The sequence below is a fragment of the Lacisediminihabitans sp. FW035 genome, from assembly GCF_054880895.1.
In genome coordinates, this window is the sequence record NZ_CM142187.1 from 2,942,637 (window position 1) to 2,968,395 (window position 25,759).

Consider the following 25,759-nt stretch of genomic DNA (forward strand, 5'->3'; position numbering starts at 1 on the left):
CAGACGCATGACTTGAATCATGGCGGGGATCACCGGCGTCGTCAACACCCCGGGACTCCGGTTCCATTACCGCGCACAGACAATTGACACCGGTGGGATTGCCGGGCTGAATGGACTCACGGTGCAGCCCTCCCTCTCGAACGTCTCCCGACGTCCGTTTCGCGATCGCGGAGCGAGCGCCAGCCGTCGACCGAGCACACATCGGCGACTCGGCACCATCCTCGCCATCACCGGATTCGCAGTCCAATCCGTGGCCCTGATGGGTGCCGCGGCGGTCGAGCCAACAGCGCCGGGACCGCTTACCGAGAGCGCGTCACCGTCGCCGTCTCCGACCCCGACCAGCCCGATGGGGGCAACTCCGGACTTCAGCTTCAGCGCCCCCTCGTTCTCCCCCACCAACGCGGTACGCCTCACCGGCACGAAGGATGCCGGCGCCGGGGTCGCCGTCACGGCAGGCTCCGGCAGCTCGGCAGCCTGCACGATCGCGGCCTCCGATGCCACCGACTACAGCTGTTACGCACCGCTGGCCAGCGGCCGAGCGATCGTCCTCAGCGCGATCCAGACACTCGACGGCGTGGCATCCGCCCCCCTCTCCGCCACGGTCGATGTGCTCGGTGCTCCCACCATCGACGGTGAGCCCGACTCCGTCACCACCGGCCTGGTCTCCGGCTACGGCTTCGCGGGCAGCACCGTGTCCACCGTGCTCGAGGGCGGTGCGATCGGATGCTCGTCGGTGGCCACCGACGCGGGTTACTGGTCGTGCGCACTCACCGTGCCCTCCGGCCGCTATGTCGTGAGGGTGGAACAGTCGCGCGCCGACCTCGGAGGTGGTGCCTCGTCCTCCCTGTCCGGCTCCCTCTCGCTCGTGGTGGACCGGGATGCCCCCGCGGCCGCGGCGATCACCGCTCCCGCGGCGGGATCCCGCGTCACCGGCACAGACGTGACCGTCTCGGGCACCGGTGAGGTCGCGGCACCGGGCCTCGACGGCATTGCCGATCTCTACCTCGACAACATTCCGGCCTGCCGCGTGCCGATCACCGGGGGCGCCTGGAGTTGCGTGCTTCACGGCACTGCTCCCGGCGCGCATTCCCTGCTCGTGATTCAGCGTGACGCGGCCGGCAATTTCAGCATGCCGAGCACCCCGGTCACCGTCTACTTCGGCGCAAAGCCCGGATCCATCGTGCCGGTGCCGCCGGTCACACCCCCACAGCCGGACGGCCCGGCGAGTCCCGGCCAGCCGTCGACAAGCCCTCCCCCGAGCGAGACTCCCGGCACGCCCGCCCCCGACCAGTCCGGCCCGGCCGCCCCGCCGGCGGGATCCCCCGACAACTGGGGCACCCCGACGACCTTCGGTGCCCTGATTCCCACCCTCGCGAGCAGCGTCTCCACCGGCAACCTGTTCCTTGCGCCATTGCTCGTGCTCGTGTTCGTCGTGCTCGTGGCGCTGCCGCTCCGGCTATTGGCCGGCGCGCTCCGCGGGCGCATCCGGGTGCCATCGCTGCAGTTCACGGGGCGCAACCGGTCGCGGTCCCGCGAGCCGTCGCCGGCCCTGACCGACGGAATGAACCCGTGGATCGCGGGAGCCGTTCCGCTCGCCGCCGCAGCCGCCCTCATCCTGATCGCCGGCGGGATCGACGACCAGGTGCGCTACCTGCGGCTCTCCGCGGCGGTCGTGGTCGGTCTCGCAGTACTCAACGTGGTCGGGGTCGCCGTGGCGACCCGGGCCGGATCCCGCTGGCAGCGGGTGAGTGGGCGCCTGCGGTTCGTGCCGCTCCTGCTCCTCGCAGCACTTCTCGCCGCGCTCCTGTCGCGCGCCACCGGCATCCATCCCCCGGTGATCGCGGGAGTGCTGATCGGGGTCGGATTCGCGAGCACCGTCCCCGCACACGCCCGGGCCATCGTGGGCCTCGTGGAGATCGGCACGGTCACAGCCCTCGCCGCGGCCGCGTGGCTCCTTCACGGTCTGTTCGCTTCGGCATCGGGATTCTGGGCGCTGTTCGCGGGTGAGACCCTCGCCACCGTCGCCCTCGCGGGCCTCGGGTCGGTGGTCGTGCTGGTGCTGCCCATCGCCACCCTGCCCGGCCGGGCGGTCTTCGAGTGGTCGCGGCCGGCCTGGCTCGCTTCCGTCACCGTCGCCGTGCTGATCGGCTCGGTGGTCATCCTCGGCAGCGGCGAGGTCGCCTTCCCGATCGTTGGCGCGGTGCTGGGCGCCGGGGCCTTCGCCGCCCTCAGCGTGGCGGTCTGGGGATGGTTACGCTTCGTCGACCCGGCCGTACCGGAGGCTCGCGCCTAGGGGGTCGCTTCCGCGATCGCCTCTGCCATCGTCGGCGGGTTGGAGCCGGGGCGGGAGACCGTGACGGCGGCGCAGGAGACGGCGAAGTCTCCGATGTCAGCGAGAACGGATGCACCGATCGCGCTTCCGTCGGCGATGGCTTCGGCCTCCACTCCCGAGGCGAGAAGTGCGGAGATCCGCTGCACGACGGCACTCATGAAGGAGTCCCCCGCGCCGATCGTGTCGGCTACGGCGACCGTATGACCCGGCACCGTGGCGCGATCACGGGCGGTCGCGAGCACTGCCCCGGACGAACCGAGCGTGACGATCGCGAGGGTCGCGCCCATCGCGAGCAGGCGATCGATCACCTCGTCGGGAGTCAGTTCGCCGAATAGCCAGGCGGCGTCTTCGTCACTGACCTTCACGACCGTGGCGAGGGCGGCGAGGCGCTCCACCACGGCAAGGGACTCCGTCTTCGCCCCGACGATCGAGGGGCGGATGTTCGGATCGAAGGTGACGATCGCCCGCCGCGCCGCGGCGGCCTCGAGCAGGGTCTCCAGCTGGGATGCCCCTGGCTCGAGAAAGGCGGCGATCGACCCGGTGTGAACGATCGCAGCGCTGTGCACCACCGAGCCGGGAGGCAGGTCGCTCACGAACCCGAGGGACCAGTCGATCAGGAACTCGTAGCTGGCGGAACCGCTCCCGTCGAGGGTGGCAGTGGCGGTGGAGGTGCGCCCGTCGACGATCGACCCGGGGACGAGGGGTACTCCGGCGGTGGCGAGGTACTCGGCGATCACGGATCCGCGCTCGTCGGAGCCGATCCGGGTGAGCAGGTGCACCGGGCACCCGAGTCGAGCGAGCCCGACCGACACGTTCATCGGCGACCCGCCCGCATGCTCGTCGATGCCGGTCGGTGAGCTCACGACATCCATCAGCGACTCGCCGATGACGAGCACGGTGGAGGAGGGCGCCGCATCGGCACTGGTCATCGTCAACTGTCCTTTCGATCAGGGTTCGACCGGCGAGCCGACGGGGATCGGCGACAGCATGGTCAGGCGGGAACCGCCCCCGACGACCAGGTCGCCCAGTCTGCGGTTGAAGACGTGCCCGTGCGGGCTCGCGAGATGCTCATCGAACGCGGCCTGGTCGCGATAGGCCTCGTACACGAATACCGTAGTGGGCGAATCGACCCGATGGTGCGGGTCGAAGGCCAGGTTGCCCGGCTCGGCGCGCACGCGCGCGGCGAACTCGGCGATCAGTTCCGTGACGAGAGCCCGGTTGCCGTCCGTCGCGGTGAATTCCGCGAACAGGGCGATCGTCATGAGTTCCCGGCCGGCACGGCGGAGGATCCACTCCCCGGCGCCGGTCCGACTGATCCGCGCACGATCAGGTGCATGGGGAGCACGATGGAGTCGGCCGTCGCGGTATTGACCTCGCTCGCCGTGATCTGCGCCACCAGGTTCTCGACCGCGGCCTCGGCCATCGCTTCGATCGGGAGGTCGACGACGCTCAGGCCCGGTGTCACGACCGTGGCCCAGGGCGCATCGTCGAATCCGATCAGCGAGATGTCCACGCCGACCCGGAGGCCCCGTTCCTTGGCGACGCTGAGCATCGCGAGGGACACGTTGGCATTGGACCCCAGGATCGCCGTCGGCGGATCCGCAGAGTCGAGGAGGTTGCGCACGGCCTGCCGCGCACACTCTCCCCCGTCCGCCGCGAACCACATCCAGTCGTCGTGCACGCTCAGCCCGGCGGCCGCCATGCCCTCGAGGTAGCCCTCGGTGCGATCGTGCAGGGTCGAGACGAGTCCGTCCGGGCGCACGGGCGTCTCCCCGCGGATGTTCGCGGTCACCACCACGAGGCCGATGCGGGTGTGGCCATGCTGCAGGAAGTGGTCGAGGGCATCCCGCGCCCCCTGTCGGTTGTCGGCGGTGATGCTCGGGATGTCGAGGGACTCGAGTGTGCGGTCGAGGAGGGTCATCGGCTTGCCCTTGAGCGCATCCGGGCTGATGAACCGCAGGTCGTGGACCGAACTCGGCACGAGGATGACCCCGTCCACCTGCTTCTCGAGCATCACCCGCACGGAGTCGCGCTCGGCCGTAAGGTCTTCGTTGGTGTTGGCGACGAGCACCTGGTAGCCCTTGAGATGAGCGGCTTCGATCACGGCGCGCATCGCAAGGTCGAACACGCTCAGCCCGACCTCGGTGATGATCAGCCCGATCGTCTGCGTCTTTCCCGCTCGCATCGAGCGAGCGAGCACGTTGGGCACATATCCGAGCAGCTCGGCGGACTGGCGCACTTTCTCCCGCGTCTCGGAGTTGACGACCCCGTAGTCGGAGAGGGCGCGCGAGGCGGTTGCACGAGAAACACCCGCATGCAGGGCGACATCCCTGATCGTGAGGGGGGCTTCGTTACCCGATTGTTTCATGACGGATTTCCTGTGCGTTTGACAGTGGCGTTGAACGGTGTGATGATCATACCCACATCAGCGAGATCGTTCTCACAAAAGTTTTGAGATCGATCTCATAGAGACTATGCGCACTCGCTAGCGCTCAGGCTGTGCACTCGAGACCATGCACTCAAAGGAGAGTTACCACCAATGAATCGAATCGTTAAATCCGCGGGTGTATTCGGGGTCGCAGCGACCCTCCTGCTCGGAGCGTCCGCCTGCAGCTCCACCGCCGGCACCAGCTCCAACGGGGCGTCCAAGACGCTCACCATCGCATTCGTGATGGGCGCGGAGGCCGACCCCTTCTTCAAGGCGATGAAGGTCGGCGCCGAAGCCGAGACCGCCGCCAAGAACGCCAAGCTCGTCTGGCAGGGTGACCCCTCGGTCTACTCCCCCGCCACCCAGATCCCGATCGTCGACCAGGTGCTCGCCCAGAAGCCGAGCTGCCTCGTCCTCATCCCGACAGACCCCAAGGCCCTCCAGGCATCGGTCACCAAGGCGAAAGCCGCCGGTATCCCCGTCGTCAATGTCGACACCCATGTCGAAGACCTCAGCGACGTGATCTCCTTCATCACCGGTGACAACAAGCAGGGTGGAGAGGCCGCTGCCGACGCGATGGCCAAGGCGATCAAGTATACCGACGGCACCAAGTACCAGGTCGTCGCCGGCCTCACATCAGCCACCGCCACCACCAACGTCGACCGGCTCGAGGGCTTCAAGTCGCAGCTCGCGTCGAAGTACCCGGGCATCGAGCTCGTCGACACCGCATACTCCCAGTCCCAGGCGGCCACGGCCAACAGCACTGTGAGCAACTGGCTCACCAAGTACCCGAACCTGAGCGGTATCTTCGCCATCGACGGCACGAACGCCACCGGCGCGGCATCCGCTCTGCAGGCCAAGGGCCTCAGCGGCAAGGTCGCCCTCATCGGCTACGACGCGTACCAGACCAACGTCGATCTGATCGGCAAGGGCGTCTTCACCGCGCTCATCGCCCAGGACCCCGCCGAGGAAGCGCGCCAGGCCGTCGACACCTGCGTCACGTACATCGAGACCAAGTCGAAGTCCGGAATCACCGCGGCGGTCACCCTGCCGAACATCCTGCTCGACAAGTCCACCTCCGCAGCGGACCTCAAGAAGTACACCTACGTACAGTAGGTAGCCCCCTTTCGCCCGGTGCCACGAGACTTCGAGTCCGGGGCACCGGGCGCCTCCCCACCCTGTAACACCAGTGCAGACGCAACGAAGCGAAGGGCCGATCATGCCACCCAGTCACAAGACGGCAAGCCGGAACCCGGCGAGCCCCACATCCACTGAGCCGTCCGTGGTCGCGGGCGCGGCCCCCTCGCCGCTTGCCGGGCGCCTCGGCCGGGCCTTCTCCAATCAGCAGACGATCCTGCTCCTTGTCCTGGTGGGCATGATCATCCTGTTCTCCGTGCTGAATCCCGTGTTCTTCTCGACCGATGTCTTCGGCAACATCCTGCTCGACTGGGGCCCCATCGCCCTCATTGCCGTCGCAGAGACCTTCGTCGTCATCTCGGGCGGCATTGACCTCTCCGTTGGCGCCACCCTCGGATTCGCCGGTGTCATCGCGGCCTACGCGATGCAGGCGATGACCGGATCGGGCCTGCCCGACGGCCTCACCCTCTTCCTCGGAACGCTCGTGGCCGCCGCCGTCGGAATCGGCGTCGGACTCGTCAACTCCCTCCTCATCAATCGGGCACACCTCGTGCCGTTCATCGCCACGCTCGCCACCCTCGGCGCGGCGGGCGGCATGTCGATCGTGCTCACCGGCGGTGCCCCGATCGGCAACGGCCCGCCCTCCGCCATCGCGCTCAGCGTGCCGTGGCTCGGCCCGCTCTCCTGGCCGGGCATCGTCGTGATCGTCATCGTCGTGATCACCGGTCTCTACCTGCACAAGTCGCGCTTCGGGCGCTACACCTTCGCGATCGGCTCCAACCCCTTCGCCGCCCTCGCGGCCGGCATCAACGTGAAGCGCCAGCTCACCAAGATCTACGCCCTCTCGGGCTTCCTCTCCGGCCTCGCCGGCATGTTCCTCTACCTTCGCCTCGGCTCGGGCGCCCCCACCTCGGGAGCAGGCAACGAGCTCGACGCGATCGCCGCCGTCGTCATCGGTGGCGTCGCCCTCTCCGGGGGAATCGGTCGAATGTCCGGCACAGTTCTCGGGTCGCTCATCCTCGCGACGGTCACCAGCGGTCTCATCATCATCGGTGTGGCACCGAACTGGAAGCAGGTCGTGGTGGCCGTGCTCATCGCTGCGGCCGTCTCGCTCCAGGCACTTCGTTCGAAGGGAAGAATCTCATGACCGACAGCCCGCTCTACGAAGTGCGCAACATCTCCAAGAGCTACGGTAGCGTCGTCGCCCTCGAGAACGTCAGCCTCCAGGTGCGCGCCGGCGAGGTGCTCGGCCTGGTCGGAGACAACGGTGCCGGCAAGTCCACCCTGGTGAAAGCCCTCTCCGGAGCCCACCTGCCCGACACCGGCGAGATCCTGCTCGACGGGGTGCCCCGCCGCTGGAAGAGCCCCCATGACGCCCTCGAGTCCGGCATCGAGACCCTCTACCAGGACTCCAGCCTCGCCTCGCACCTCTCCGTGTCATCCAACGTCTTCCTCGGTCGCGAGATCGTGGTGCCCGGCATCCTCGGCAAGCTCGGATTCCTGGCCCAGAAGAAGATGGATTCCGTGGCTCACGCCGACCTCGAGCGCGTCGGCATCGCCGTGCCGGCCTCCAACCGCCCGGTGGCGCAGCTCTCCGGTGGACAGCGACAGGCCGTCGCCATCGGTCGCGCGGTGTCGTGGGCGCGCAAGGTGATCATCCTCGACGAGCCCACCAACCACCTCGGTGCCCGTCAGGCCAAGGAGGTGCTGCAGGTGATCCGCGCCGCCAAGACCAAGGGACTGGGCGTGATCTTCATCTCGCACACGCTCCCGCACATCCTCGAGGTGACGGACCGGGTCGTGGTGCTGCGCCTCGGCAGGGTCGTTCACGATGCGCCGACCTCCAGTTTCACGGTCGACTCGCTCCTCGGGACGATCACCGGGCTGATCACCGAGGCAATCCCCACAATCGATCAGGAGTAGCGCGGTCAGCTCCTCAGTCGGGGAGGCCGAGCACCCGCTCGAGGTAGGCGTTGCGGAAGCGGTGCTGCGGGTCCATCCGCTCCGCCAGAGCGGCGAACTCCGGCAGCTTCGGATAGAGCGGTGCGAGATCGGAGACGGTCAGGGTGTTCACCTTGCCCCAGTGCGGTCGGGCATCGAAGGGCGCGAGCGCGGCCTGGATCTGCGGTGCGAGCCGCGCCACCGCCTCCGGCTCGTTCTTCCAGGTGAAGTGGATGGCGAGGCTCGGGCGTCCGTTCGCCGGGCTCAACCACAAGTCATCCGCCGCCGCTGTACGCAGTTCGGTGATGAGCAGGTGGGGCGAGACCGAATCGCGAAGGGCGCGGACCGCTGCAAGCGCGTCGGGCGCCTTGCGGCGATCCACGAAGTACTCGGTCTGCAGCTCGTCGCCGTTGCTCGGAGTCGAATCCAGCCGGAAATGCGGCAGCCGCTCGGACCACGGGCCCGGGATGCCGCCCTGCACCGTGGTGTTGTTCTCGCCCTCGGCGAGGGACGCCTCGGTGGTCGACGCCGTCGCGCCGAACATCGTCGGAGGCATCGACCCCGACTCCCCCGGCGCCAGCCGGGTCTTGAACCACACGCTCTGGAGGGTGTCGCCCCGCCAGTCCGTGAACAGGCTCACGCTATAGGCGCTCGACGTGATCTCCTCGAACTCGGCGAGCACCACCTCCCAGGGCAGGTCGCGGTACACGTCCTGGCGCACATCGAAGGTCGGCTGGATGTCGAGGGTCACGCGGGTGACGATCCCGAGCGCCCCGAGCGAGACGACCATTGCGTCGAACTGCGGGTGGGTGCGGTCGACGTCGATCAGCTGACCCTCCCCGGTCACCAGCTGCAGTCCGGCGACCGCCGTGGCGAGATTGCCGAGCGCGTTGCCCGAACCGTGGGTGCCGGTCGCGACGGCACCGGCCACGGAGATGTGCGGAAGTGAGCCCATGTTGTGCAGTGCGAAACCCTGGGCGTCCAGCCAGCGGGCGAGCACCCCATAGCGGGTTCCTGCTGCCACCGAGACCGTCATCGCGACGGTGTCGAGACGCGGTTCCGCATCCCGGTCCACGAGCGACACGAGGGCGCCGGCGCTGTCGGCGAGGTCATTGAACGAGTGCCGGGTGCCGAGGGCGCGAAGGCGCGGGCTCGCGACCACGAGCTCCTGCAGCTCTTCGACGGTCGCCGGGGTCACCAGCTCCGGAGCCCGGAACTCATAGTTGCCCGCCCAGTTGGCGCCGACGCGTGTCACCGGGATTCAGCCCCGGGCGATGGCGCGCACGCCGAGGGTGCGGTAGAGCTCGGTCTGCTGGGCGGCCTCGAGTTCGGCCGGCGCCCCGGTGAGCGGGTCGTTGCCACCTCCCGACTTGGGGAACGCGATCACATCGCGGATCGAGTCCGTTCCGGCCAGCAGCGAGACGACGCGGTCGAAGCCCATGGCGAAACCGCCGTGCGGGGGCGCGCCGAACGCGAAGGCCTGCAACAGGAATCCGAACTTCTCCTGCGCCTCCTCGTGCGAGATGCCCATGACCTGGAACACCCGCTCCTGCAACTCGCGGGTGTTGATGCGGATGCTGCCGCCACCGATCTCGTTGCCGTTGCAAACGATGTCGTAGGCCCAGGACAGTGCGGGCTCTGGGTCGGTGTCGAAGGTGTCGAGGTACTCGTCCTTCGGAGAGGTGAAGGCATGGTGCACAGCCGTCCAGGCGCCCGCGCCGACCGCGACGTCGCCGCTCGCGACGGCATCCCCGGCCGGCTCGAAGAGTGGAGCGTCCACGATCCAGGTGAAGGCCCAGGCGGTGGGGTCGATCAGGTCGAGGCGTGCGGCGATCTCTCCGCGCAACGCTCCGAGCAGGCCGCGCGAGGCTTTGACCGCCCCGGCGGCGAAGAAGATGCAGTCCCCCGGCTGCGCGCCGGTGTGGGCTGCGAGGCCCTCGCGTTCCGCGTCGGAGAGGTTTTTACCGACGGGACCGCGCAGTTCGCCGTCTTCGCCGACGAGCACGTAGGCCAGGCCCTTCGCGCCGCGCTGCTTCGCCCATTCCTGCCAGGCGTCGAGGGTGCGTCGCGGCTGGTCTGCTCCCCCGGGCATGACGACAGCGCCGACGTAGGGAGCCTTGAACACCCCGAATTCCGTGTTCGCAAAATAGTCGGTGCACTCGACGAGCTCGAGCCCGAACCGGAGATCCGGCTTGTCGGATCCGTAGCGGCGCATCGCGTCGGCGTACGTCATCCGGGCGATCGGGGTGGCAAGGGTGACGCCGATCGTGCCCCACATCGCCGCGAGCACCTCTTCGGCGAGCGCGATCACGTCGTCCTGATCGACGAAGGCCATCTCGACGTCCAGCTGGGTGAATTCGGGCTGGCGGTCGGCGCGGAAGTCCTCGTCGCGGTAGCAGCGGGCGATCTGGAAGTAGCGCTCGAATCCACCGACCATCAGCAGCTGCTTGAAGAGCTGGGGGCTTTGGGGCAGGGCGTAGAACGCGCCGGGCTTGAGACGAGCGGGCACGAGGAAGTCGCGCGCGCCCTCCGGGGTGGAGTGCGTCAGGGTGGGGGTTTCCACCTCCACGAAGTCGCGGTCGACCAGCACGTTGCGCACGGCAGCCGATACCTTCGAGCGGAGCTTCAGCGGATAGGCGGCCGACTCTCGGCGCAGGTCGAGATAGCGGTAGGCCAGGCGGGTCTCCTCGCCCGGTTCGTCGTCCAGCTGGAACGGCAGCACGTCGCTCGCGGCGAGCACCGTGAGGCTCGTCGCCTCGATCTCCACCTCACCGGAGGCGATCGCGGCGTTCACGTTGCCCGCGGGCCGCTCGCGCACGATGCCCGTGATCTTCACGCAGGACTCGGCCCGCAGGCTGTCGGCCGTGGCCACCTGGTCGTCACGGAAGGTCACCTGGGCGATGCCCGAGGAGTCCCGGAGGTCGATGAACACCACACCACCGTGATTGCGGATCCGCGCCACCCAACCAGAGAGGGTGACTTCGGTGCCGGCATCCGTTCGCTTCAGAGCGGAGGCGTAGGTGGTTCTGTACATGGGTATCCCTGGGCTGTCGGCGGTCGCAAGACCGGATACCAGCCTAGGACACCGGCCGGTCGGCGGAGGGCGTGGCCGGGCGCGCGCGACCCTCCCGGAGGGTCACGAGCCGGTGCACACCCCCGATCACCGCCGCCGACAGCATGCCGAACGTGATCGAGGCCGCGAGTGCGAGCAGAGGGTTCGCGGTGAACAGCCCTCCCGCCGTGAGCGCGATCGCGACGTGGTAGCCGGTGTAGATCGTCGAGGCGAGGAACGAGAAGACCAGGTACCTCCGCACCGGAAGGCCACTCGCCCCGACGGTCATCGTGACGGCAACACGCACGAAGGGGAGGAACTTCGCGCCGATGAGGATCACGCCGGGGTTGCGGTCGATGCGGGCGGATGCCCACCGCAGCGCGCTCTGCGCTTTCGGTCTTCGCATCCAGGGCCAGCGGTCCGGATGCACCGACCGTCCGATCAGGAACGCGATCCCGTCCCCGACCATCGTCGCGCCGGTGGCGACGAGCAGCACCGCGAGCGGGCTCGGGCCGTGTCCCGCGGCTCCGAGCGCGGTGAGCGTCACCACCATCGTCTCCCCCGGCACGAGCGGGAAGAACCCATCGATCACGAGGAGCGCGACGAGCGCCGCAAGGGCCCACGGCGACTGGGCCAGGGCGTAGACCACACCGGCGACGTCAGCCACAGATGCCGCCCTTGGCGTCGGTCATGATGGCCGGTCTCGCACGAATCGACGAAGCCCGCCTTTACGCGGAACCTCCACCGGATTCGGCCAGCGCGGTTTCATCCAATCACCGAGGGTCACCCGCCGGATCTTGCGGTGCACCAGCGGGACCACCCAGTCCCGCACCCACAGTCCCTGCTCGACCAGCCAGCGCCCCGTCGATCGCGACTCGACCGGGGCGAAATGCTTCACCGTGATCGAATGTTCGACGGCGAGCACATCCAGCACCTTCGCGGCCAGCGCCTTGTGCCCATTCTTCGAGAGGTGCAGGCGGTCGGCTGACCACATCCTCCGGTCCTCGTAGCCATCGAAGCTCGAGTAGTCCACGAGGGTCGCACCATACCGTTTCGCGATGCGGCGCACCCCGTCGTTGTAGGCGTGATTTCGGCGACGGAACAACCAGACGACGGGATAGAGGGGGACGTCGTAGCCGGTGAACAGCAGCAGGGTCGCGCCCGTGCCGGACAGTGCGACCACGAGACGCTCGTAGTCGTCGAGGAGGGAGCGAATCTCGGTACCCGGGTCCATCACGTCGTTGCCCCCGGCGTAGAGCGTGATCAGGGTCGGGCGAAGCTCCAGCGCCACGGCGAGCTGGTCGTCGACGACCTCCCGGAGCCTCTTGCTGCGCACCGCCAGGTTCGCGTACTGCCAGCCGGGCTCGGCCTTGGCGAGCTTCTCAGCCACTCGGTCGGCCCAGCCACGCACACCGTTCGGCAGGCGGGGATCCGGATCCCCCACGCCCTCGGTGAACGAATCTCCGAGCGCGACGTAGAGACGCCTCTGCGTGTCTGCGCCTGTCACTGCCGCCCTTGTCACTGCCGCCCCTGTCACCGCCGCATCAGAAGCGCGTGCTCGGCGATCGCGGTCTCGAAGTGGTGGAGCAGCAATTCGCAGACTACCGGCCAGGTGCGACCCTGCACACTCTGGAACGCGGCCTCGGCGAAGGCGGCGCGCTTGGCGTCATCCCCGACCAGGTCCACCACGTGGCGGCGCAGTTGGGCGAGATCGCCGGGCGTGTACAACCAGCCGGTGCGCGAGGAGTCGACGAGGTCCACCGGGCCACCACGCCCGGTCGCCACCACCGGCAGTCCGGATGCCATCGCCTCCTGGATCGTCTGGCAGAAGGTCTCGAGCTCACCCGGATGCACGAAGAGGTCGACGCTCGCGAGGGCCGCGGCGAGCTGCTCACCGCCGAGGAAGCCGGTGAAAAAGGCGGCCGGCATCAGGGCCTCGAGTGTCTCGCGTTCGGGCCCCTCCCCGACGATCACCAGCCGGGTACCGGGGATGCCGCTGAGGGCGGCGAGGTCTTCGACCTGCTTCTCGACCGCGAGTCGCCCCACGTAGCCGATGAGGATCTCGCCGTTCGGCGCGGCCTCCGCACGAAATGCCGCGCTCCGCTTTCCGGGGTGGAATCGGGTCGTGTCGACTCCTCGCCCCCACAGCTCCACCCGTGGGATGCCGTGCTGCTCGAGCTGGCGCGCCGCAGACAGTGACGGGGCGAGGGTACGGGTCGCGAGTTGGTGGATTCCCACCACCCGCTGCCACGCCAGGGCCTCGAGAAACGGAAGGCCGTACTTGCCGAGGTATCCGGGCACGTCCGTCTGGTAGACCGCGACGGCGGGGATCCCGAGTTGCTCGGCGGCGCGCATAGCCCGGCGCCCGAGCTCGAACGGGGAGGCGAGGTGAACGATATCCGGTGCGAATGCCGCGAGGATCCGGCGCACCCGCGAGACCCCTCCCACGGCGAGGCGCACGTCGGAGTATCCGGCAACGGAGACGGAGGGCAATCGCACGACGCGCACGCCGTCGCGGCGATCGATGTCGTCGGACCCGACCGCCGCCGGGGCGATGACCAGCACCTCGTCGCCCCGGCGGGCGAGATGCTCGAGTACGCGCTGCAGCGAATGCGTGACTCCGTTGACGAGGGGGAGGTAGGTCTCGGCGACTATCGCGATCCTCATGCCCCGAGGCTGTCATCCGCGGATTTTGAGCGACGCCGTTTTGGGTGTCTGTCGGCTGAGGGGCAGGTGAACTCTTGGGTGCGCGCGTAGTCGACAGACGCGGTGAGCGAGGGCATCCAGCTCTCTTGCACCGAAGGTGCACCCTCATCGTGTTCACTGGGTGAGAAGAGACACGGCTCAACACCACGCTGCTATCGCCGATCAGAGGATCACACGATGACCATCGCTCGAACCGCCACCGGTGACGGACTCCCGGCTGGTTTGCCCTTCAGCCTCTCCGCGGAGACGAACGGCACCTGCTTCATCAGCGGTATGCCTGCCCTCGACCCCGAGGGGAAGTTCGTGCCTGGCACCTTCCGGGAAGAGACCGAGCTTGCATGGCACAACATCGTCTCCATTGCGGCGGCCTCAGGATACGGAGTCGATGAAATCGTGTACGTCCAATGCGTCGTCGCAGATATCGGCGACTACGCCATTCTGAATGACTGGTGGCGCGGCCAGTTCCCGGACCTAGCGACCGCGCCGGCACGTTTCACTTTCCAAGCCGGCGCCCTTCCCTTCGGGGCGAAGATCGAGATTCAGGCGGTAGCCGGCCGCACCTAGCGACTCGATCACCCCGCCAGTTCTCAGCGCATCGACACCGAGGCGGCTACTGCCGCGAGGCCGCTTTGAACCGGTATGCGAACGGAGAGGGTCAGGCCTCGATTCTGCCAGCGCGTTCCTGTCCGGACGATTCATCGTGATGAGCGCAACGCCGTCTTCTCGACGCTCGACCGTGAACATCACCGGATCAGTGTCGATGGGTGAACTGACTGCGTCGGGCATTGTGTGCGCTCCTCGTGTCGTGGACGGCGGCCTAGCTCAGGACTCTGTCGAGGAAGTCGTTGATCAACGCGCCCACCTCATGCGCGTGTGTCTCGAGCAGGAAGTGCCCGCCCTCCAGGAGATGGATCTCGGCCTGGGGCAGGTCTGCACGGAACGCCTCGGCACCAGCCGGGACGAAGATCGGGTCTCCCGCGCCCCACACGACCAGGGACGGAGGTTGGCTGGTACGGAACCACTCGTGTACCGCCGGATACAGCTCGACGTTGGTGTGGTAGTCCCGGAACAGGGTGAGCGCGACATCCACGTTCCCCGGTCGCTGAAGGTTTGCGAAGTCGGAGTGCCAGGTGTCGGGACTCACCAGCGACGGGTCGCCCACACCGGTCACGTACTGGTCGCGGATGCTGTCGAGCGTGAGTCCGGCCCGGAGCGGCCCTTCGTTTCGCGCCGTCGGACGCTCGGTGTGCTCCCAGAGGTCGGCCCAGAAGAGGTCGCCGAATCCCTCGACGTAGGCGTTGCCGTTCTGGCTGATGACCGCTGTGATCCTCGTCGGATCGGCGAGCGCGAGGCGCCAGCCGACGGGCGCACCGTAATCCTGCACGTAGATCGCGTAACTTCCGAGGCCGAGGTGGTCCGCCAGCCCGGAGACCACTCCGGTGATCGAATCGAACGAGTACGTGAACTCGTCGATCGTCGGGGAATCGGAGAAACCGAACCCCAGGTAGTCCGGCGCGACCACGTGGAATCGTTTCGCCAGCAGCGGGATGAGGTCACGGAACATGTGTGAGCTTGCCGGCGCCCCGTGAAGAAGGAGCACGTGCGGTGCGGACGGGTCCCCCGCTTCGCGGTAGAACACCTGCCGACCGTCGATTCGCACGAAACGGTGATGGACCGTCATGAGTTTTCCTGCTTTCGCTGTCGTGGGGCGGTGGCGTCCGTTGGCGCTCAGGCCTGGGGGCCGGGCTGTCGGACTCGGTTGCGACCCCAGACGAACCACGCCAGCGGCCCGAGGAAGGGCAGCACTATCGCGACCACGATCCAGACGCCGCGCTCGAAGGACGAGACCGCCGCGCGGTGCAGCACACTGAAGACCGCGCTGATCCAGAATGCGAGCGAGGCTGCTCCGATCAGGAGGAGTACAGCCAGATGTTCGAGGTTGCTGTTCATGAGGGAGTCCTATCTGTGGAGGAGGAAGGGAATCAGGCCGAGAGAGCGGATGCTTCGCGCCGCGCCCAGTCGCCGAAGGAGGTCGCGGGGCGGCCGAGCACCCGCTGTACCCCGTCGCTGACGTAGGCGTCTTCGCCGCGTCGAATGCCTCCGAGCATGGCCATCCGCCACGCGATGTACCCCTCGGGAGTCCCGGCAGCACGGAGCCGGTCCTCGTGGAGGGATGGGTGTTCGTCGACGAAGGTGAATTCGCGGTCGGCGTGCCGGCCCAACATGGCCACCGCCTCTTCGAAGCCCAGCGCGGCCGGACCGGAGATCTCGACCGTGTCGCCGGCATAGGCCGGGTCGATGAGCACGGCGGCGGCCACCTCGGCGAGGTCTTCGATGTCGATGAACGGCTCCCGACCGTTTGCAACGGGGGCGTGCACTCTCCCGTCCTCCGGCACGAACATCGCCTCGGTGAAGTTCTGAGCGAAATGCGTCGGGCGCAGAATGGTCCAGCCGAGTGGTCCGGCACGGAGGGCGTCCTCGGCGCGGTCGACAGCACCGCCGGGAAGGAATTCGACTCCGCGGGCGGAGAGGAACACGGCGCGTTGGACGCCCTCGGCGTCGGCGACGGAGAGGAACTCCGCGAGCAGGCTCGACCAATCGGTCGCACTTCCGGGCCCGACGAGGAATACGGCGTCGACTCCCGTCAGTGCCTCGCGGTAAGTGGTGCTGTCCCGCCAGTCGAACCGCACGTCGCCGCCGGTTCTACTGGCGATCCGCGCGCCGTGGCCGGTGGTGCGAACGATCTGCGCCAGACGGGAACCGACCTTCCCGGTGCCGCCGATGATGAGGTAGGTATTCATGGGAGTGATCCGACTTTCGGCGTGGTGGTGGTGGAGAGGATGACTAGGAGATGCTGAGCCGGGTGATCGCCGTCTCACCGTCGTCAAGGCTGAAGACGTATCGCAGCTCGACGATGCCGCCGGGGAAGTTGCCCTCCAGCCGGTTGATTGCCGTTGCGGTATTCCCCGCCCGTTCGGCGCCGATGAGGGTGCTGGTGTACTCGAACTCGGTCGTGGCGCGTTCCAGGAAGTCGAGTATCTCGACGGTGCCCGCATAGTGCGACCCGCTGTCGGTCACTGTCGCATCGGCGGTGAACAGGGCGACCGCCGATCCGGGATCCGTGCCCTGTGATGCCGTCAGGTAGGACATGACGATCCCCGGAAGGTCGCTGATGTCGACGGCGGTCATGATGCGGGCACCGGGACGGACGCGCCCTGCACGGTCTCCACGACATCATCTGCGGCGGTGAGTGACCGTTCGGCGTGCGGGCGGGAGGCGAAGAAGAGCATCGCGGACTTCACGCCGATAGTGCCGACCAGCACCGAGATGCCGGCGACGATGGCCACGACGATGACCTGCCAGCCGATGGGGCGCACCAGCTCCAGCCATTCGATCCCGTATCCGCCGACGGCGGCGAACGGGAATGTGAACGACCAGAATCCGAGGCTGAACCGCAACTTCCGATAGCGCGGAATCAGGAACAGCTGCATGAGCACCATGACCACTGTGACTGCGGCGAGGGCGTATTCGATGGGTCCGACGCGTGCGCCGGTTATGGCGAACCAGGCCGTGCCCGCCACTGCGGGCGGGGCGACGATGATCGCCATCGTCGGCGCGAGCGCCGGGGGCAGCTCCGGGCGGGTGGCCAGCCGGCCCAGCAGGAGAGCGAAGATCACCACCCAGAAGAGGATGCCGACGGCGAAGACTCCGACGGCGAGAGACATCAGTCCCACGTCGGCCGACGCCGTCGCCGCGACCAGGCCCGCCGCGACGGTCGGGAGGAAGTATCCGCCATGCACGGCGTCGATCTGCAACCGTCCCGTGGTCCAGGAGGCGAGCATCCACCCGGCGAACAGGCCCGCGGCGACGATCGAGGCGATCACCAGCGTTGTCCCGGCCCACGGAAGCAGAGGGAACAGGTTGGCCCCGAGCAGCATTCCGACGATCGGGACGAGGGCGGCGATCGGCCCCTGGGCGGGATGCCGCAGCTGGCTGGCGAGAGTGTCAGCACTCTTCGCCCCGCGCATCGAATGGGCGACGATCATCCACACCCAGGCGATCCCGGCGATGGCCCAGAGGGCGTCGCCGACGCCCTCCGTCCAGCCGAGATCGCCGCCGGCGTCGGTCCAGACCGCGGCAAGCCCCGAGAGGCCGAAGGGGATAGCGAGGGTGTTCAGGGGGATGCGCGTGATTGTGTTCGAGGAAGTCATGTCCGATTCCGATTGCTTTGTGGGTTCGTTGTGGGTGATGAGTCGCGGCGCGAGCTCATTGCGCGGGGGGATGGGCTACACGAAGTAGGCGTTCATCATGGGGATGTCGCTGATGTAGGTGTCGATGCGGCTCGCCTTGCCGTCGTCGAGCGTGACCGCCGACACGAGGTACTCGTCAAGGACGCGGCCGTTGTGGGTGCCGGTGTTGTGCAGGATCATGGCGACGCCGTCCGGGCTGACCAATCCCCGTTGAATGTCGATGTTCACCTCGAAGCCGGCGAGCTTTTCCAGTCGGCCCAACATGCCGTCGAGACCGATCGTCTCGCCGGAGACGGCGTTGTCGCCGGGAAGCACCCAGACGAAGTCGTCGATCACCAGTTCGGTGAGGCGAGAGCGGTCGGCGGTCGACAGCGCCGATCGGAGGTTGTCGACGAATTCTGCGCGACTCTCATAGGTGTTCATTGCGTGTCTCCCTCGATAGCGATCAGTTCGTGATTGTGGATGACCTCGGTGACGATCGTTTCGAGGAAGTGTTCCGCGAAGGCGGGGTCGAGCTCGGAGTCGAGGTTGTCGATGCTCATCGGGCGACATCTCCGGCGAAAATCCCATCGGGGTCGAACCGGCGACGAATCCCCTCGACGCGCAGGGCGGTCGCATCATCGAACGACTTCTGGGGCACTCCGACCCGTTCGACGAAGCTGGGGATGGTGAAGTCGGATGTCCACGGGCGGAGAACGGCGCGGACACGGTCCAGTTCCGCGGCGATATCCTCCGCGGTGTTCGGCCCGGCCACAATTCCGACAGCGAAGAATCCATACTCTCCGCGGACGGAATTTACGGCTCCCCCGATCGGATCCGGGGTCGACAGGGCACCGCCGAGCTGGCGCAACTCGACGATCGTGAGGATCGCGGCGGATGGTTCGGCCAGCGCAGCGACCAGCGCCGTGATGGCCTCTGCTCCCAACCGTGTGAGCGACACGTGGTCGCCGAAGAACGGGACAGGGGTCGGCGGGTCGGCGTGGGTGACGGCCACCTCAGCAGCCGTGCCGATGTGCCAGGTATCCAGGATCGGCGCGATGCGACGCCGGAGCGGGTCCAGGAACTGGTTGATCAGTTCGAGACCGGTGATGCCCTCCCCGTCGAGCACGGCTCCGTCGATGCAGACGACCGGTCCGTCGGTGAGCTCGGCGGGCAGGCCCGGTTGGGCGGGGATATGCATGAGTCGAAAGGCCGTGGAGGCGGCGTCAGGCGCCGTGCGGCACCAGTCGTCCCACGCTTCGAGAACGGTCTGTGCGGCCGAGGCCGGCCAGAACGTGGATCCGGTCGCCACCGAGGGGACGTCGACGAGGCCGAGGGTGACGGAGGTCACGATTCCGAATCCGCCGCCCCCGCCGCGCAGAGCCCAGAACAGGTCGGGGTTGTGCTGCGCGTCGACCGTGACGATCGACGAATCGGCTAGGACGAGGCTAATCGACGTAATCAGATTCGCTGCGACACCGTGTTTGCGGCCGTAGAAACTGATGCCGCCCTGGAGGAGATAGCCGATCGCCCCGACGGTCGCGCTTGAACCGTGAAGTGGAGCAAGGTGGTGAGGGGCAGCCGCCTCGACGACATCTCCCCAGGTCGCTCCGGCCGGCACCTCGGCCGTCTTGCTCACGGGATCCACGGAGACGGGGAGGCTCATCTCGGTACGAATCAGGACCGCGTCACCCATGGGCAGGACCGAATTGAATCCGTGTCCGGTGGTCTGCACCCGCACTTTCAGTGAACCGTTGCGCGCGAAATCGATGAGGCTCTGCACCTCGGTGGCGGTCCGGGCGACGCCGGCGACCATCGGAGTTATGTCTGACCGAAGGTTGTAGCTCGCCGTGGCGTCCGAATACTCGGCATCCCCCGGGTGAGCGGGACTCGTGCCGGGCTGGGAGCGGAGGGTCATGTCTTGTCCTCTGGTGGGGGCGTCAGGGCTAATGGATTTCTTAACCGTAACCCATTAGTAGTCGATTCCGATCTCAACGATCAGGTCCGACCGAAGTCGGTGGTGTGGGCGGTCAGCTTCGCGGGGTCGTAATCCCGGGGTTCGAAGTGTCGGCGGCAGGTCAGGCGCGGGCGGGAAAGTCGGCGGAGGCGCTGATGGCTGCCCACTTCTCGGTCTCGGCCGCGCGAAGTTCCGCCGCGGTGCGAACCAGGCTCACTGCGCCCGCACCCAGAAGCAGACGCATCGGCAGATCCTCGCCGTTCACGGTGCTAACGATCACCCGGGCGGCCCGCGCGGGGTCTCCCGGCTGGTTGCTGGCGTTGGCCGCCCGGTACGCGTTCAGCGCCCCGACCGTCTCCTCGTAGTCCACACCCACCGGATGCAGCATCATCGAGGACCCCTGCCAGTCGGTGCGGAAAGCCCCCGGCTCGACGATCATGACCCTCACCCCGAACGGGCGGACCTCGTTCGCCAGCACCTCGGAGAATCCCTCGACCGCGAATTTCGCGGTTTGGTACGCGCCCATTCCGGGAGTGCCGCCCACTCGGCCGCCGACAGACGAGAACTGCACGATGGTCCCCGAGCGTTGCGCCCGCATGACCGGCAGGACGGCCTTGGTCACGTTCACCGTGCCGAAGAGGTTGGCCTCGATCTGCCCGCGGAAGTCGGCGTCGGTCGTCTCCTCGATGGGAGAGCTGTTCGCGAATCCCGCGTTGTTGACCACCACGTCGACCGACCCGAACTCCCGCAGCGCGAATGCGACGGCGGCCTCCGCCGATCCGACATCCGTGACGTCGAGGGCGACCGTGCGCACGCTTGCGCCGAAGGAGTCCATCAGGTGTGCGAGCTGCTCGGGCCGGCGTGCCGTCGCAACGAGGCGATCCCCGCTTTCGAGTACGGCGCGGGATAGCTCCGCGCCGAATCCCCTCGAGCTTCCCGTGATGAGCCATGTCTTCGTCATGTCCAACGTCCCTTTCGGCTAAGTAGCTAAACAGTCGTTCGTGAGGCCGGCGACCTGGTACCAACGCGAACGGCCGGACGGAGTGCCCCTGCACGATGTGGTCGCCCTACCGCCGACGAGCGATGGTTGTGGAGGCTGAGCGTCTCCTCGTGGCTACCGGCTAACTTGGACCACCGGTGCGGCCTTCGCCAGCTCGGGACGAGTGACCGGGTGGCCCTCGATACTGTCGAACGCGGCCTTCGATCGTTCGAGGTGGTCGACGATGGTGGCCGGCCCGCGGAACGGCAGTCCGCCCATGTGCCAGCCGTCGGTGTGCAGCTCTTCGAGGAGCACCCATACGACTTCGCGGAACGCTTCTGAGCCCTCGTACTTCAGCATGACGTCCGTGAGTTCGGCAGCCATCGCGTGCTTCTCTTCTTCGCTGAAAACTCCATCAACGAGTGTGACCCTGACGAGCGGCATCTGGTGATCCTTCGATTGTGCGGGGGGAGGTTCCCTCGGCTGCCCCTAGCTTCCGCCCCGGTGCATCCCCGCGTCCAAGACCGAAAATCGAAACGGTGATGCATTTGCGGCATGGCCGAGGATCGAGAGTTCGACCGCCCGGTTCGATCGCCCCCGGACGGCTACGACTCCGGGATGGCGGACGGCAGCAACAGTCCCGCTGCGGTGACCAGGGCGGACTGAATGCGTCGAAGACCGGCATCGGAAGAGGACCCTCGACGGGAGACCGCCAGGATCTTCCGGTGGATCGGGGCCTCCAGATCGAGCATCCGGACACCGGGGGGAACATCCATTGCGCCGAGTTCCGGCACGAGCGCAACGCCGACTCCCGCGGCCACGAGCGCGAGTTGAACCTGGAAATCGGTAGCCTCGGCGACGGTGTTCGGCTCGAATCCGGCAAGGTCGGCGGCGCGATGAACCATGTCGTAACAGGTCCACTCCCGGTTGGGGACGATCCAGGCGTGATCGGCGAACTCCCCGAGGTTCACGGTCCCCGCGGAATCGGACCAGTCCTGCTCATTGACCGCGAGCCGGACCACTTCGTCGTGGATGGGCGTGAACGCCAACCCGGGTCCGGTCAGCGGCGGCATGTTGGAGTAGTGGTGTGCGACGGCCAATTCGATGTCTCCCGCAAAAAGCGCCGCAAGTGCGACGCTCGGCTCCATTTCGAACAGCCTCAGTTGCACACCGGACTGACTCTCGTCCGCGATCATCTTCCAGGCCACCGGAAGGATCGCCCTCGCTGCGGTCGGAAACGCGGCAACCCGATAGGTGCCGACCGCTCCATCGCGCAGCGCGGCGGCCTCCATCTCCGCGACCGCCAGCATGTCGACGATGGCACTGCCGTGGCGGGCGAGCAGATGGCCAGCCGGCGTGACGACGATGCGCCTCCCGCGCTTCTCGGTCAGCTGGATTCCGAGCTCTCGCTCCAGCCCGCTGAGCTGCATCGAGATGCCTGGCGGAGTCAGGTTAAGCGACTTGGCTACGGCGGCAATGGTCCCCAGCCGATCGAGCTCGGCCAGCATGTTCAGTTTCCGGACGTCTAACACAAAACCAGATTTAGTCGATTGCGAACGAAAAGTAAATAGACATCGATCAATCGAGGGCGCAGGCTTCGGCTATGACACCAAACACACGTCGTCCCGGTGCGGGTCCTGCGGAACGCGTCGGATCTCCCTCCGCGTGCGGCCCGGTCGCCTTCATGGCCAGCCCGTGATGGGGATGCAGCCCACACTTCGTTTCTCGGAGAAGGTTGCCATCGTCACGGCGGCCGACACGACGATAGGAGCCGCGGTAGCGGCAGCCCTGGCGATGAACGGGGCGCGGCTCGCGCTCGTTGGACGCGATGAATTGGCGCTCCACGCACTGTGCTCGACCCTCGACGGTCCGGGGTCACCATCGTTGAGCCTGGTCGCCGACATCCACGACTTGCACACCATGCAGGGTGTCGTGACCGCGACAGTCGAACGATTCGGTGCCCTGCACTTCGCGGTCAATATCGCTGCTCCGGTGTCATCGATGCTCTCGCCAGCCGGGGGAATGACCTCATGGGGGGATATCATCAGCGCCGATCATTCAGCCCTGTTCTATGCCATGCGAGTCGAGCTTCCGGCCATCGAAGCCGCGGGCGGAGGTGCCGTGGTCAACGTGTCCTCCGTGTACGGAGAGTGGGGCTCCCCCGCGCCTACCGACACTACCGATGCCCTGAGCGGGGTACGCAACCTGACCCGTCTTGCCGCAAGGTCCTGGGGCGGTCGAGGGGTGCGAATCAACGAACTCCAGCCTGGCGCCATCAACTCGTGCCCGACACGTCGGGCATCCGAACTGCGTGAGGATCTTCGCGTGCTGTCAGGAAGCATCCCGGCAAACCGCGTGGGCGAGCCTGCCGAAGTGGCCGCGGCGGCATTGTTTCTGCTGTCGGACGAGGCGTCTTACATCTCGGGCGCCCATCTCGCCGTGGATGGGGGGTTTGCCGCCTAGCCTGTGCCGCACAGTCGAGCCGACGGACTATGCCGCACCCGGGGCCGGGTACAGTGAGCGAGCGGCAGCGATGAATGCCTCGACCTCCGGCCGTCTCGACGCGGCCGCCACTGTGGCGAGTGCGACGTGGTACGGCGCTCCGTCGGTGACAGGAATATAGACGATGTCCGCGCGCTGGTAGTACCTGGCGGCGGACTGAGGCAACAGCGCGACTCCGCGACCCATCGCGACTGCCTCCAACTTTCCTTCCATTGTCCTGACCCCGTCGAATTCGGCAGGGCGGCCAACGGTGTGGATGGGGGCGGTGTCGTAATGCAGCATCGCTTCGTCCGCAAGCTGGCCGGTTTCGATCGATTCTTCGTGTGCCAGCCTGTGCGCCGCAGGGACCGCGACCATCTCGGCATCATCGAAAAGGGGGACGACTCGAAGGCCACCGTCCGCGATCGGAGTCCGAACCCAGGCCACATCGACGCGTCCGTCCAGTAGCGCTGCCGACTGCTCGTCCCATTCGATCCGATGCGCCACGACGACGATGTCGGGGAATTCCCGGGTGAACTGTTGCACCACCGGAGTGATGATGATGCCCGGGCGGAATCCGATCGACAGCGTGGTCGACACCGCCCCTCCCGCCCTGACCCTCCGTCGAGCCGCCTGCGCCAGAGCCAACAGAGCGTCGGCTTCGACCACCAGGGCGCGCCCCGCCTCAGTGAGGACGACGCTGTGTTTGTCGCGGACGAACAGCGGCACCCCCAGGTCGTCTTCCAAAGATTTGACCGCCCGGCTCAGCGCGGGTTGCGCCACCAGCAGTTCGTCGGCAGCGCGCCCGAAGTTCAGGTGGAATGCCACTGCGAGGAAGTAGCGGACCTTCCGCAGGTCGATCTCCGCGTCCTGGTTGAGGTACAGAGCCCGAATGGTCATGCCCGAACCGTATCACCGCCCCCACTTTCGGTCTTGGACAGAAAACGCACGCCCGACGAAGCTGAATAAAGCGCACCAAACAGGTCGCCGGAATCACTGCATCAAGGAGCTCCATTGCCTACAGTCCTCTTCGCCGTCACCTCATCTCCCTTCTGGACGATGAAAGACGGATCCACCATCCCCGCCGGGTTCTGGGCGGAGGAAGTCATCGAACCGTACAAAGTGCTCACCGGTGCCGGAATGGCAGTCAGGTTCGCCACTCCCGGCGGAAGAGCGGCATCGCTGCAGCACTACAGCCTCGACGGGGCGATGACCGGCTCGCCGGAGCGGACCGAACAGCTGCGCCGCGCCCTCTCCGAGATCGAAGCCGAGCTCGCTCATCCGTTCTCCCTTGACGAGCTGGACAGCGCTAGCATCGACGCCGTCTACATCCCCGGCGGTACCGGCCCGATGGAAGACCTCTACAACGACTCCGCCCTCGGGCGAATCCTGAGCAGTCTGCAGGCCCGCCACTCCTTCATCGCTGCGGCGTGCCACGGAACTATCGGCTTGCTCTCCGCCCGCGACGAGGCGGGTCGCTGGATCTTCGGCGGCTACGAGATGACCGGGTACTCCAACGAGGAGGAGCAGTTGGGAGGCCCCGGCGACGCGGCCCCCTTCACTCTCGAAACTCGACTTCGCGATGAGGGTGCCCGCTACGTCTCCGGCGCCGCATGGACTCCCTTCGTGATCACCGACCGGAACTTGATCACCGGCCAGAACCCGGCCTCCGCGGCCGAGGTCGCACGCCAGCTCGCCGCCTCACTCTCCTGAACCAGCCACCAACCCAACAAAGGATGCTCATGGATCTCGCCAATACTCGCGTGCTCATCGTCGGAGGCACCTCCGGAATCGGCCTCGCCATCGCGAAGGCTGTCGCGGCCCGCGGCGCCACCCCCATCGTCGTGTCACGCAACCGGTCGAGCGTCGACCGCGCCCTCGCCGAGCTCGGCGGGTCCGCCGAAGGTGCCACCGTCGATCTGGCAGTCCCGGTCTCGGTTGCCGCTCTTTCCGCGCACGTCGGGGCGATCGATCATCTCGCGTACACCGCCGGCGAGCCGCTGTCCCTTCGCTATCTCGCCGATATCACTCCCGACATCGCCCAGTCGTTCTTCGCCACCCGGTACGTCGGGGCGTTGACGGTGCTTCGCGCGCTCGTTCCGTCGATCCGGGCCGGAGGATCCGTCACGCTCACGAGTGGGAGCGCCGGCGACCGCCCCGGGGCCGGGTGGGCACTCGGAGCCAGCATCTGCGGGGCGATCAACTCCCTCACCCGCGCCCTCGCAATCGAGTTGGCGCCGCTTCGAGTCAACGCGATCGCACCGGGAGTGCTCCGCAGCCCCCTATGGGGCGGCATGACCGAGACCGAGAGAGAGACCATGTACGACAGCGTCGGTGCGGCACTCCCCCTCGGCCGAGTCGGTGACGTGGACGATGTCGCCGAGGCGTTCGTCTACGCCATGATGCAGGACTACGGAACCGGCGTGGTTCTCCCGGTCGACGGGGGCACAGTCATCGCCTGAGCCCCGGGTCTTTCGACGGCTGTACCAGGTGCCCCCACAGGGATTCGAACCCGTA

Annotated in this window: 28 protein-coding genes; 8 read left to right on the top strand and 20 right to left on the bottom strand. The window is 67.2% G+C overall.

The window, feature by feature from the left end; translation table 11 throughout:
* Window positions 1–19 precede the first annotated feature (19 nt).
* Window positions 20–2,293, top strand: coding sequence for a hypothetical protein (locus ACVXZ4_RS14100; RefSeq protein ID WP_461795450.1), 2,274 nt, complete (start codon window positions 20–22; stop codon window positions 2,291–2,293).
* On the opposite strand, the gene ACVXZ4_RS14105 is transcribed toward ACVXZ4_RS14100, so the two are convergent.
* Genes ACVXZ4_RS14105 through ACVXZ4_RS14115 form a run of 3 tightly spaced genes read right to left on the bottom strand, consistent with a single transcriptional unit; the run spans window position 2,290 to window position 4,700 of the window.
* Window positions 2,290–3,261 carry a carbohydrate kinase family protein gene (locus tag ACVXZ4_RS14105; protein WP_461795451.1) on the bottom strand — a complete coding sequence of 324 codons (972 nt, stop codon included), beginning with the start codon at window positions 3,259–3,261 and terminating at the stop codon, window positions 2,290–2,292. The two genes, ACVXZ4_RS14100 and ACVXZ4_RS14105, sit on opposite strands and share 4 nt — an antisense overlap.
* An 18-nt stretch (window positions 3,262–3,279) precedes the next feature.
* Window positions 3,280–3,594: a putative quinol monooxygenase gene (locus ACVXZ4_RS14110; protein WP_461795452.1), complete on the bottom strand. Its 315-nt coding sequence runs from the start codon at window positions 3,592–3,594 to the stop codon at window positions 3,280–3,282.
* Complete coding sequence (locus ACVXZ4_RS14115) at window positions 3,591–4,700, bottom strand: LacI family DNA-binding transcriptional regulator (RefSeq protein WP_461795453.1); 1,110 nt, start codon at window positions 4,698–4,700, stop codon at window positions 3,591–3,593. The genes ACVXZ4_RS14110 and ACVXZ4_RS14115 overlap by 4 nt, the downstream gene beginning before the upstream one ends.
* Before the next feature lie 171 nt (window positions 4,701–4,871).
* Between ACVXZ4_RS14115 and ACVXZ4_RS14120 the strand changes: the two genes are divergently transcribed.
* The 3 genes from ACVXZ4_RS14120 to ACVXZ4_RS14130 all read left to right on the top strand — a co-directional run bounded on the left by ACVXZ4_RS14120 (window position 4,872) and on the right by ACVXZ4_RS14130 (window position 7,820).
* Window positions 4,872–5,876 carry a substrate-binding domain-containing protein gene (locus ACVXZ4_RS14120; RefSeq protein WP_461795454.1) on the top strand — a complete coding sequence of 335 codons (1,005 nt, stop codon included), beginning with the start codon at window positions 4,872–4,874 and terminating at the stop codon, window positions 5,874–5,876.
* Between the two features lie 103 nt (window positions 5,877–5,979).
* Window positions 5,980–7,044, top strand: a complete 1,065-nt coding sequence (locus ACVXZ4_RS14125) for an ABC transporter permease (protein WP_461795455.1) — start codon at window positions 5,980–5,982, stop codon at window positions 7,042–7,044.
* A complete protein-coding gene (locus tag ACVXZ4_RS14130; RefSeq protein WP_461795456.1) occupies window positions 7,041–7,820 on the top strand; it encodes an ATP-binding cassette domain-containing protein in 780 nt (259 codons plus the stop codon). Before ACVXZ4_RS14125 ends, ACVXZ4_RS14130 begins: the two co-directional genes overlap by 4 nt.
* A 13-nt stretch (window positions 7,821–7,833) precedes the next feature.
* On the opposite strand, the gene ACVXZ4_RS14135 is transcribed toward ACVXZ4_RS14130, so the two are convergent.
* The 5 genes from ACVXZ4_RS14135 to ACVXZ4_RS14155 are packed head-to-tail and all read right to left on the bottom strand — an operon-like array spanning window position 7,834 to window position 13,557.
* Complete coding sequence (locus ACVXZ4_RS14135; protein WP_461795457.1) at window positions 7,834–9,093, bottom strand: D-arabinono-1,4-lactone oxidase; 1,260 nt, start codon at window positions 9,091–9,093, stop codon at window positions 7,834–7,836.
* Between the two features lie 6 nt (window positions 9,094–9,099).
* Entirely contained in the window at window positions 9,100–10,872 is a 1,773-nt protein-coding gene (gene aspS, locus ACVXZ4_RS14140; protein WP_461795458.1) for an aspartate--tRNA ligase, read from the bottom strand.
* 43 nt (window positions 10,873–10,915) lie between these two features.
* Window positions 10,916–11,557 (bottom strand): DedA family protein, encoded by a 642-nt coding sequence (locus ACVXZ4_RS14145; RefSeq protein WP_461795459.1) that lies wholly within the window; start codon window positions 11,555–11,557, stop codon window positions 10,916–10,918.
* Between the two features lie 21 nt (window positions 11,558–11,578).
* On the bottom strand, window positions 11,579–12,397 hold the full coding sequence (locus ACVXZ4_RS14150) for an SGNH/GDSL hydrolase family protein (RefSeq protein ID WP_461795460.1): 819 nt from the start codon (window positions 12,395–12,397) through the stop codon (window positions 11,579–11,581).
* Window positions 12,398–12,423: 26 nt separating this feature from the next.
* Entirely contained in the window at window positions 12,424–13,557 is a 1,134-nt protein-coding gene (locus ACVXZ4_RS14155) for a glycosyltransferase family 4 protein (RefSeq protein WP_461795461.1), read from the bottom strand.
* 216 nt (window positions 13,558–13,773) lie between these two features.
* Here ACVXZ4_RS14155 and ACVXZ4_RS14160 point away from each other — a divergent pair, with 216 nt between their 5' ends.
* Complete coding sequence (locus ACVXZ4_RS14160; protein ID WP_461795462.1) at window positions 13,774–14,160, top strand: RidA family protein; 387 nt, start codon at window positions 13,774–13,776, stop codon at window positions 14,158–14,160.
* Window positions 14,161–14,413: 253 nt separating this feature from the next.
* Here ACVXZ4_RS14160 and ACVXZ4_RS14165 read toward each other — a convergent pair whose 3' ends face one another.
* From ACVXZ4_RS14165 to ACVXZ4_RS14215, 11 genes are all read right to left on the bottom strand, one after another.
* Window positions 14,414–15,277, bottom strand: coding sequence for an alpha/beta fold hydrolase (locus ACVXZ4_RS14165; protein WP_461795463.1), 864 nt, complete (start codon window positions 15,275–15,277; stop codon window positions 14,414–14,416).
* Window positions 15,278–15,324: 47 nt separating this feature from the next.
* A complete protein-coding gene (locus tag ACVXZ4_RS14170; protein ID WP_461795464.1) occupies window positions 15,325–15,546 on the bottom strand; it encodes a PLD nuclease N-terminal domain-containing protein in 222 nt (73 codons plus the stop codon).
* A gap of 32 nt (window positions 15,547–15,578) precedes the next feature.
* Window positions 15,579–16,397, bottom strand: coding sequence for an NAD(P)H-binding protein (locus ACVXZ4_RS14175; RefSeq protein ID WP_461795465.1), 819 nt, complete (start codon window positions 16,395–16,397; stop codon window positions 15,579–15,581).
* Between the two features lie 43 nt (window positions 16,398–16,440).
* Window positions 16,441–16,785 carry a nuclear transport factor 2 family protein gene (locus ACVXZ4_RS14180; protein WP_461795466.1) on the bottom strand — a complete coding sequence of 115 codons (345 nt, stop codon included), beginning with the start codon at window positions 16,783–16,785 and terminating at the stop codon, window positions 16,441–16,443.
* Complete coding sequence (locus ACVXZ4_RS14185; RefSeq protein ID WP_461795467.1) at window positions 16,782–17,807, bottom strand: SLAC1 family transporter; 1,026 nt, start codon at window positions 17,805–17,807, stop codon at window positions 16,782–16,784. The genes ACVXZ4_RS14180 and ACVXZ4_RS14185 overlap by 4 nt, the downstream gene beginning before the upstream one ends.
* A 75-nt stretch (window positions 17,808–17,882) precedes the next feature.
* A complete protein-coding gene (locus ACVXZ4_RS14190) occupies window positions 17,883–18,269 on the bottom strand; it encodes a nuclear transport factor 2 family protein (RefSeq protein WP_461795468.1) in 387 nt (128 codons plus the stop codon).
* Complete coding sequence (locus ACVXZ4_RS14195) at window positions 18,266–18,388, bottom strand: hypothetical protein (RefSeq protein ID WP_461795469.1); 123 nt, start codon at window positions 18,386–18,388, stop codon at window positions 18,266–18,268. Before ACVXZ4_RS14195 ends, ACVXZ4_RS14190 begins: the two co-directional genes overlap by 4 nt.
* Entirely contained in the window at window positions 18,385–19,743 is a 1,359-nt protein-coding gene (locus ACVXZ4_RS14200) for an FAD-binding oxidoreductase (protein WP_461795470.1), read from the bottom strand. The genes ACVXZ4_RS14195 and ACVXZ4_RS14200 overlap by 4 nt, the downstream gene beginning before the upstream one ends.
* 160 nt (window positions 19,744–19,903) lie before the next feature.
* Window positions 19,904–20,743, bottom strand: a complete 840-nt coding sequence (locus ACVXZ4_RS14205) for an oxidoreductase (RefSeq protein ID WP_461795471.1) — start codon at window positions 20,741–20,743, stop codon at window positions 19,904–19,906.
* Window positions 20,744–20,896: 153 nt separating this feature from the next.
* Window positions 20,897–21,205, bottom strand: a complete 309-nt coding sequence (locus ACVXZ4_RS14210; RefSeq protein WP_461795472.1) for a tautomerase family protein — start codon at window positions 21,203–21,205, stop codon at window positions 20,897–20,899.
* A 161-nt stretch (window positions 21,206–21,366) separates the two neighbouring features.
* Window positions 21,367–22,293, bottom strand: a complete 927-nt coding sequence (locus tag ACVXZ4_RS14215; RefSeq protein WP_461795473.1) for a LysR family transcriptional regulator — start codon at window positions 22,291–22,293, stop codon at window positions 21,367–21,369.
* A 172-nt stretch (window positions 22,294–22,465) separates the two neighbouring features.
* Here ACVXZ4_RS14215 and ACVXZ4_RS14220 point away from each other — a divergent pair, with 172 nt between their 5' ends.
* Complete coding sequence (locus tag ACVXZ4_RS14220) at window positions 22,466–23,224, top strand: SDR family NAD(P)-dependent oxidoreductase (RefSeq protein ID WP_461795474.1); 759 nt, start codon at window positions 22,466–22,468, stop codon at window positions 23,222–23,224.
* Between the two features lie 27 nt (window positions 23,225–23,251).
* On the opposite strand, the gene ACVXZ4_RS14225 is transcribed toward ACVXZ4_RS14220, so the two are convergent.
* Entirely contained in the window at window positions 23,252–24,142 is an 891-nt protein-coding gene (locus tag ACVXZ4_RS14225; RefSeq protein WP_461795475.1) for a LysR family transcriptional regulator, read from the bottom strand.
* A 114-nt stretch (window positions 24,143–24,256) separates the two neighbouring features.
* On the opposite strand from ACVXZ4_RS14225, the gene ACVXZ4_RS14230 reads away from it, so the two are divergent.
* Window positions 24,257–24,955, top strand: a complete 699-nt coding sequence (locus ACVXZ4_RS14230) for a type 1 glutamine amidotransferase domain-containing protein (RefSeq protein ID WP_461795476.1) — start codon at window positions 24,257–24,259, stop codon at window positions 24,953–24,955.
* A 29-nt stretch (window positions 24,956–24,984) separates the two neighbouring features.
* Window positions 24,985–25,704 (top strand): SDR family oxidoreductase, encoded by a 720-nt coding sequence (locus tag ACVXZ4_RS14235; RefSeq protein ID WP_461795477.1) that lies wholly within the window; start codon window positions 24,985–24,987, stop codon window positions 25,702–25,704.
* Window positions 25,705–25,759: the final 55 nt, after the last annotated feature.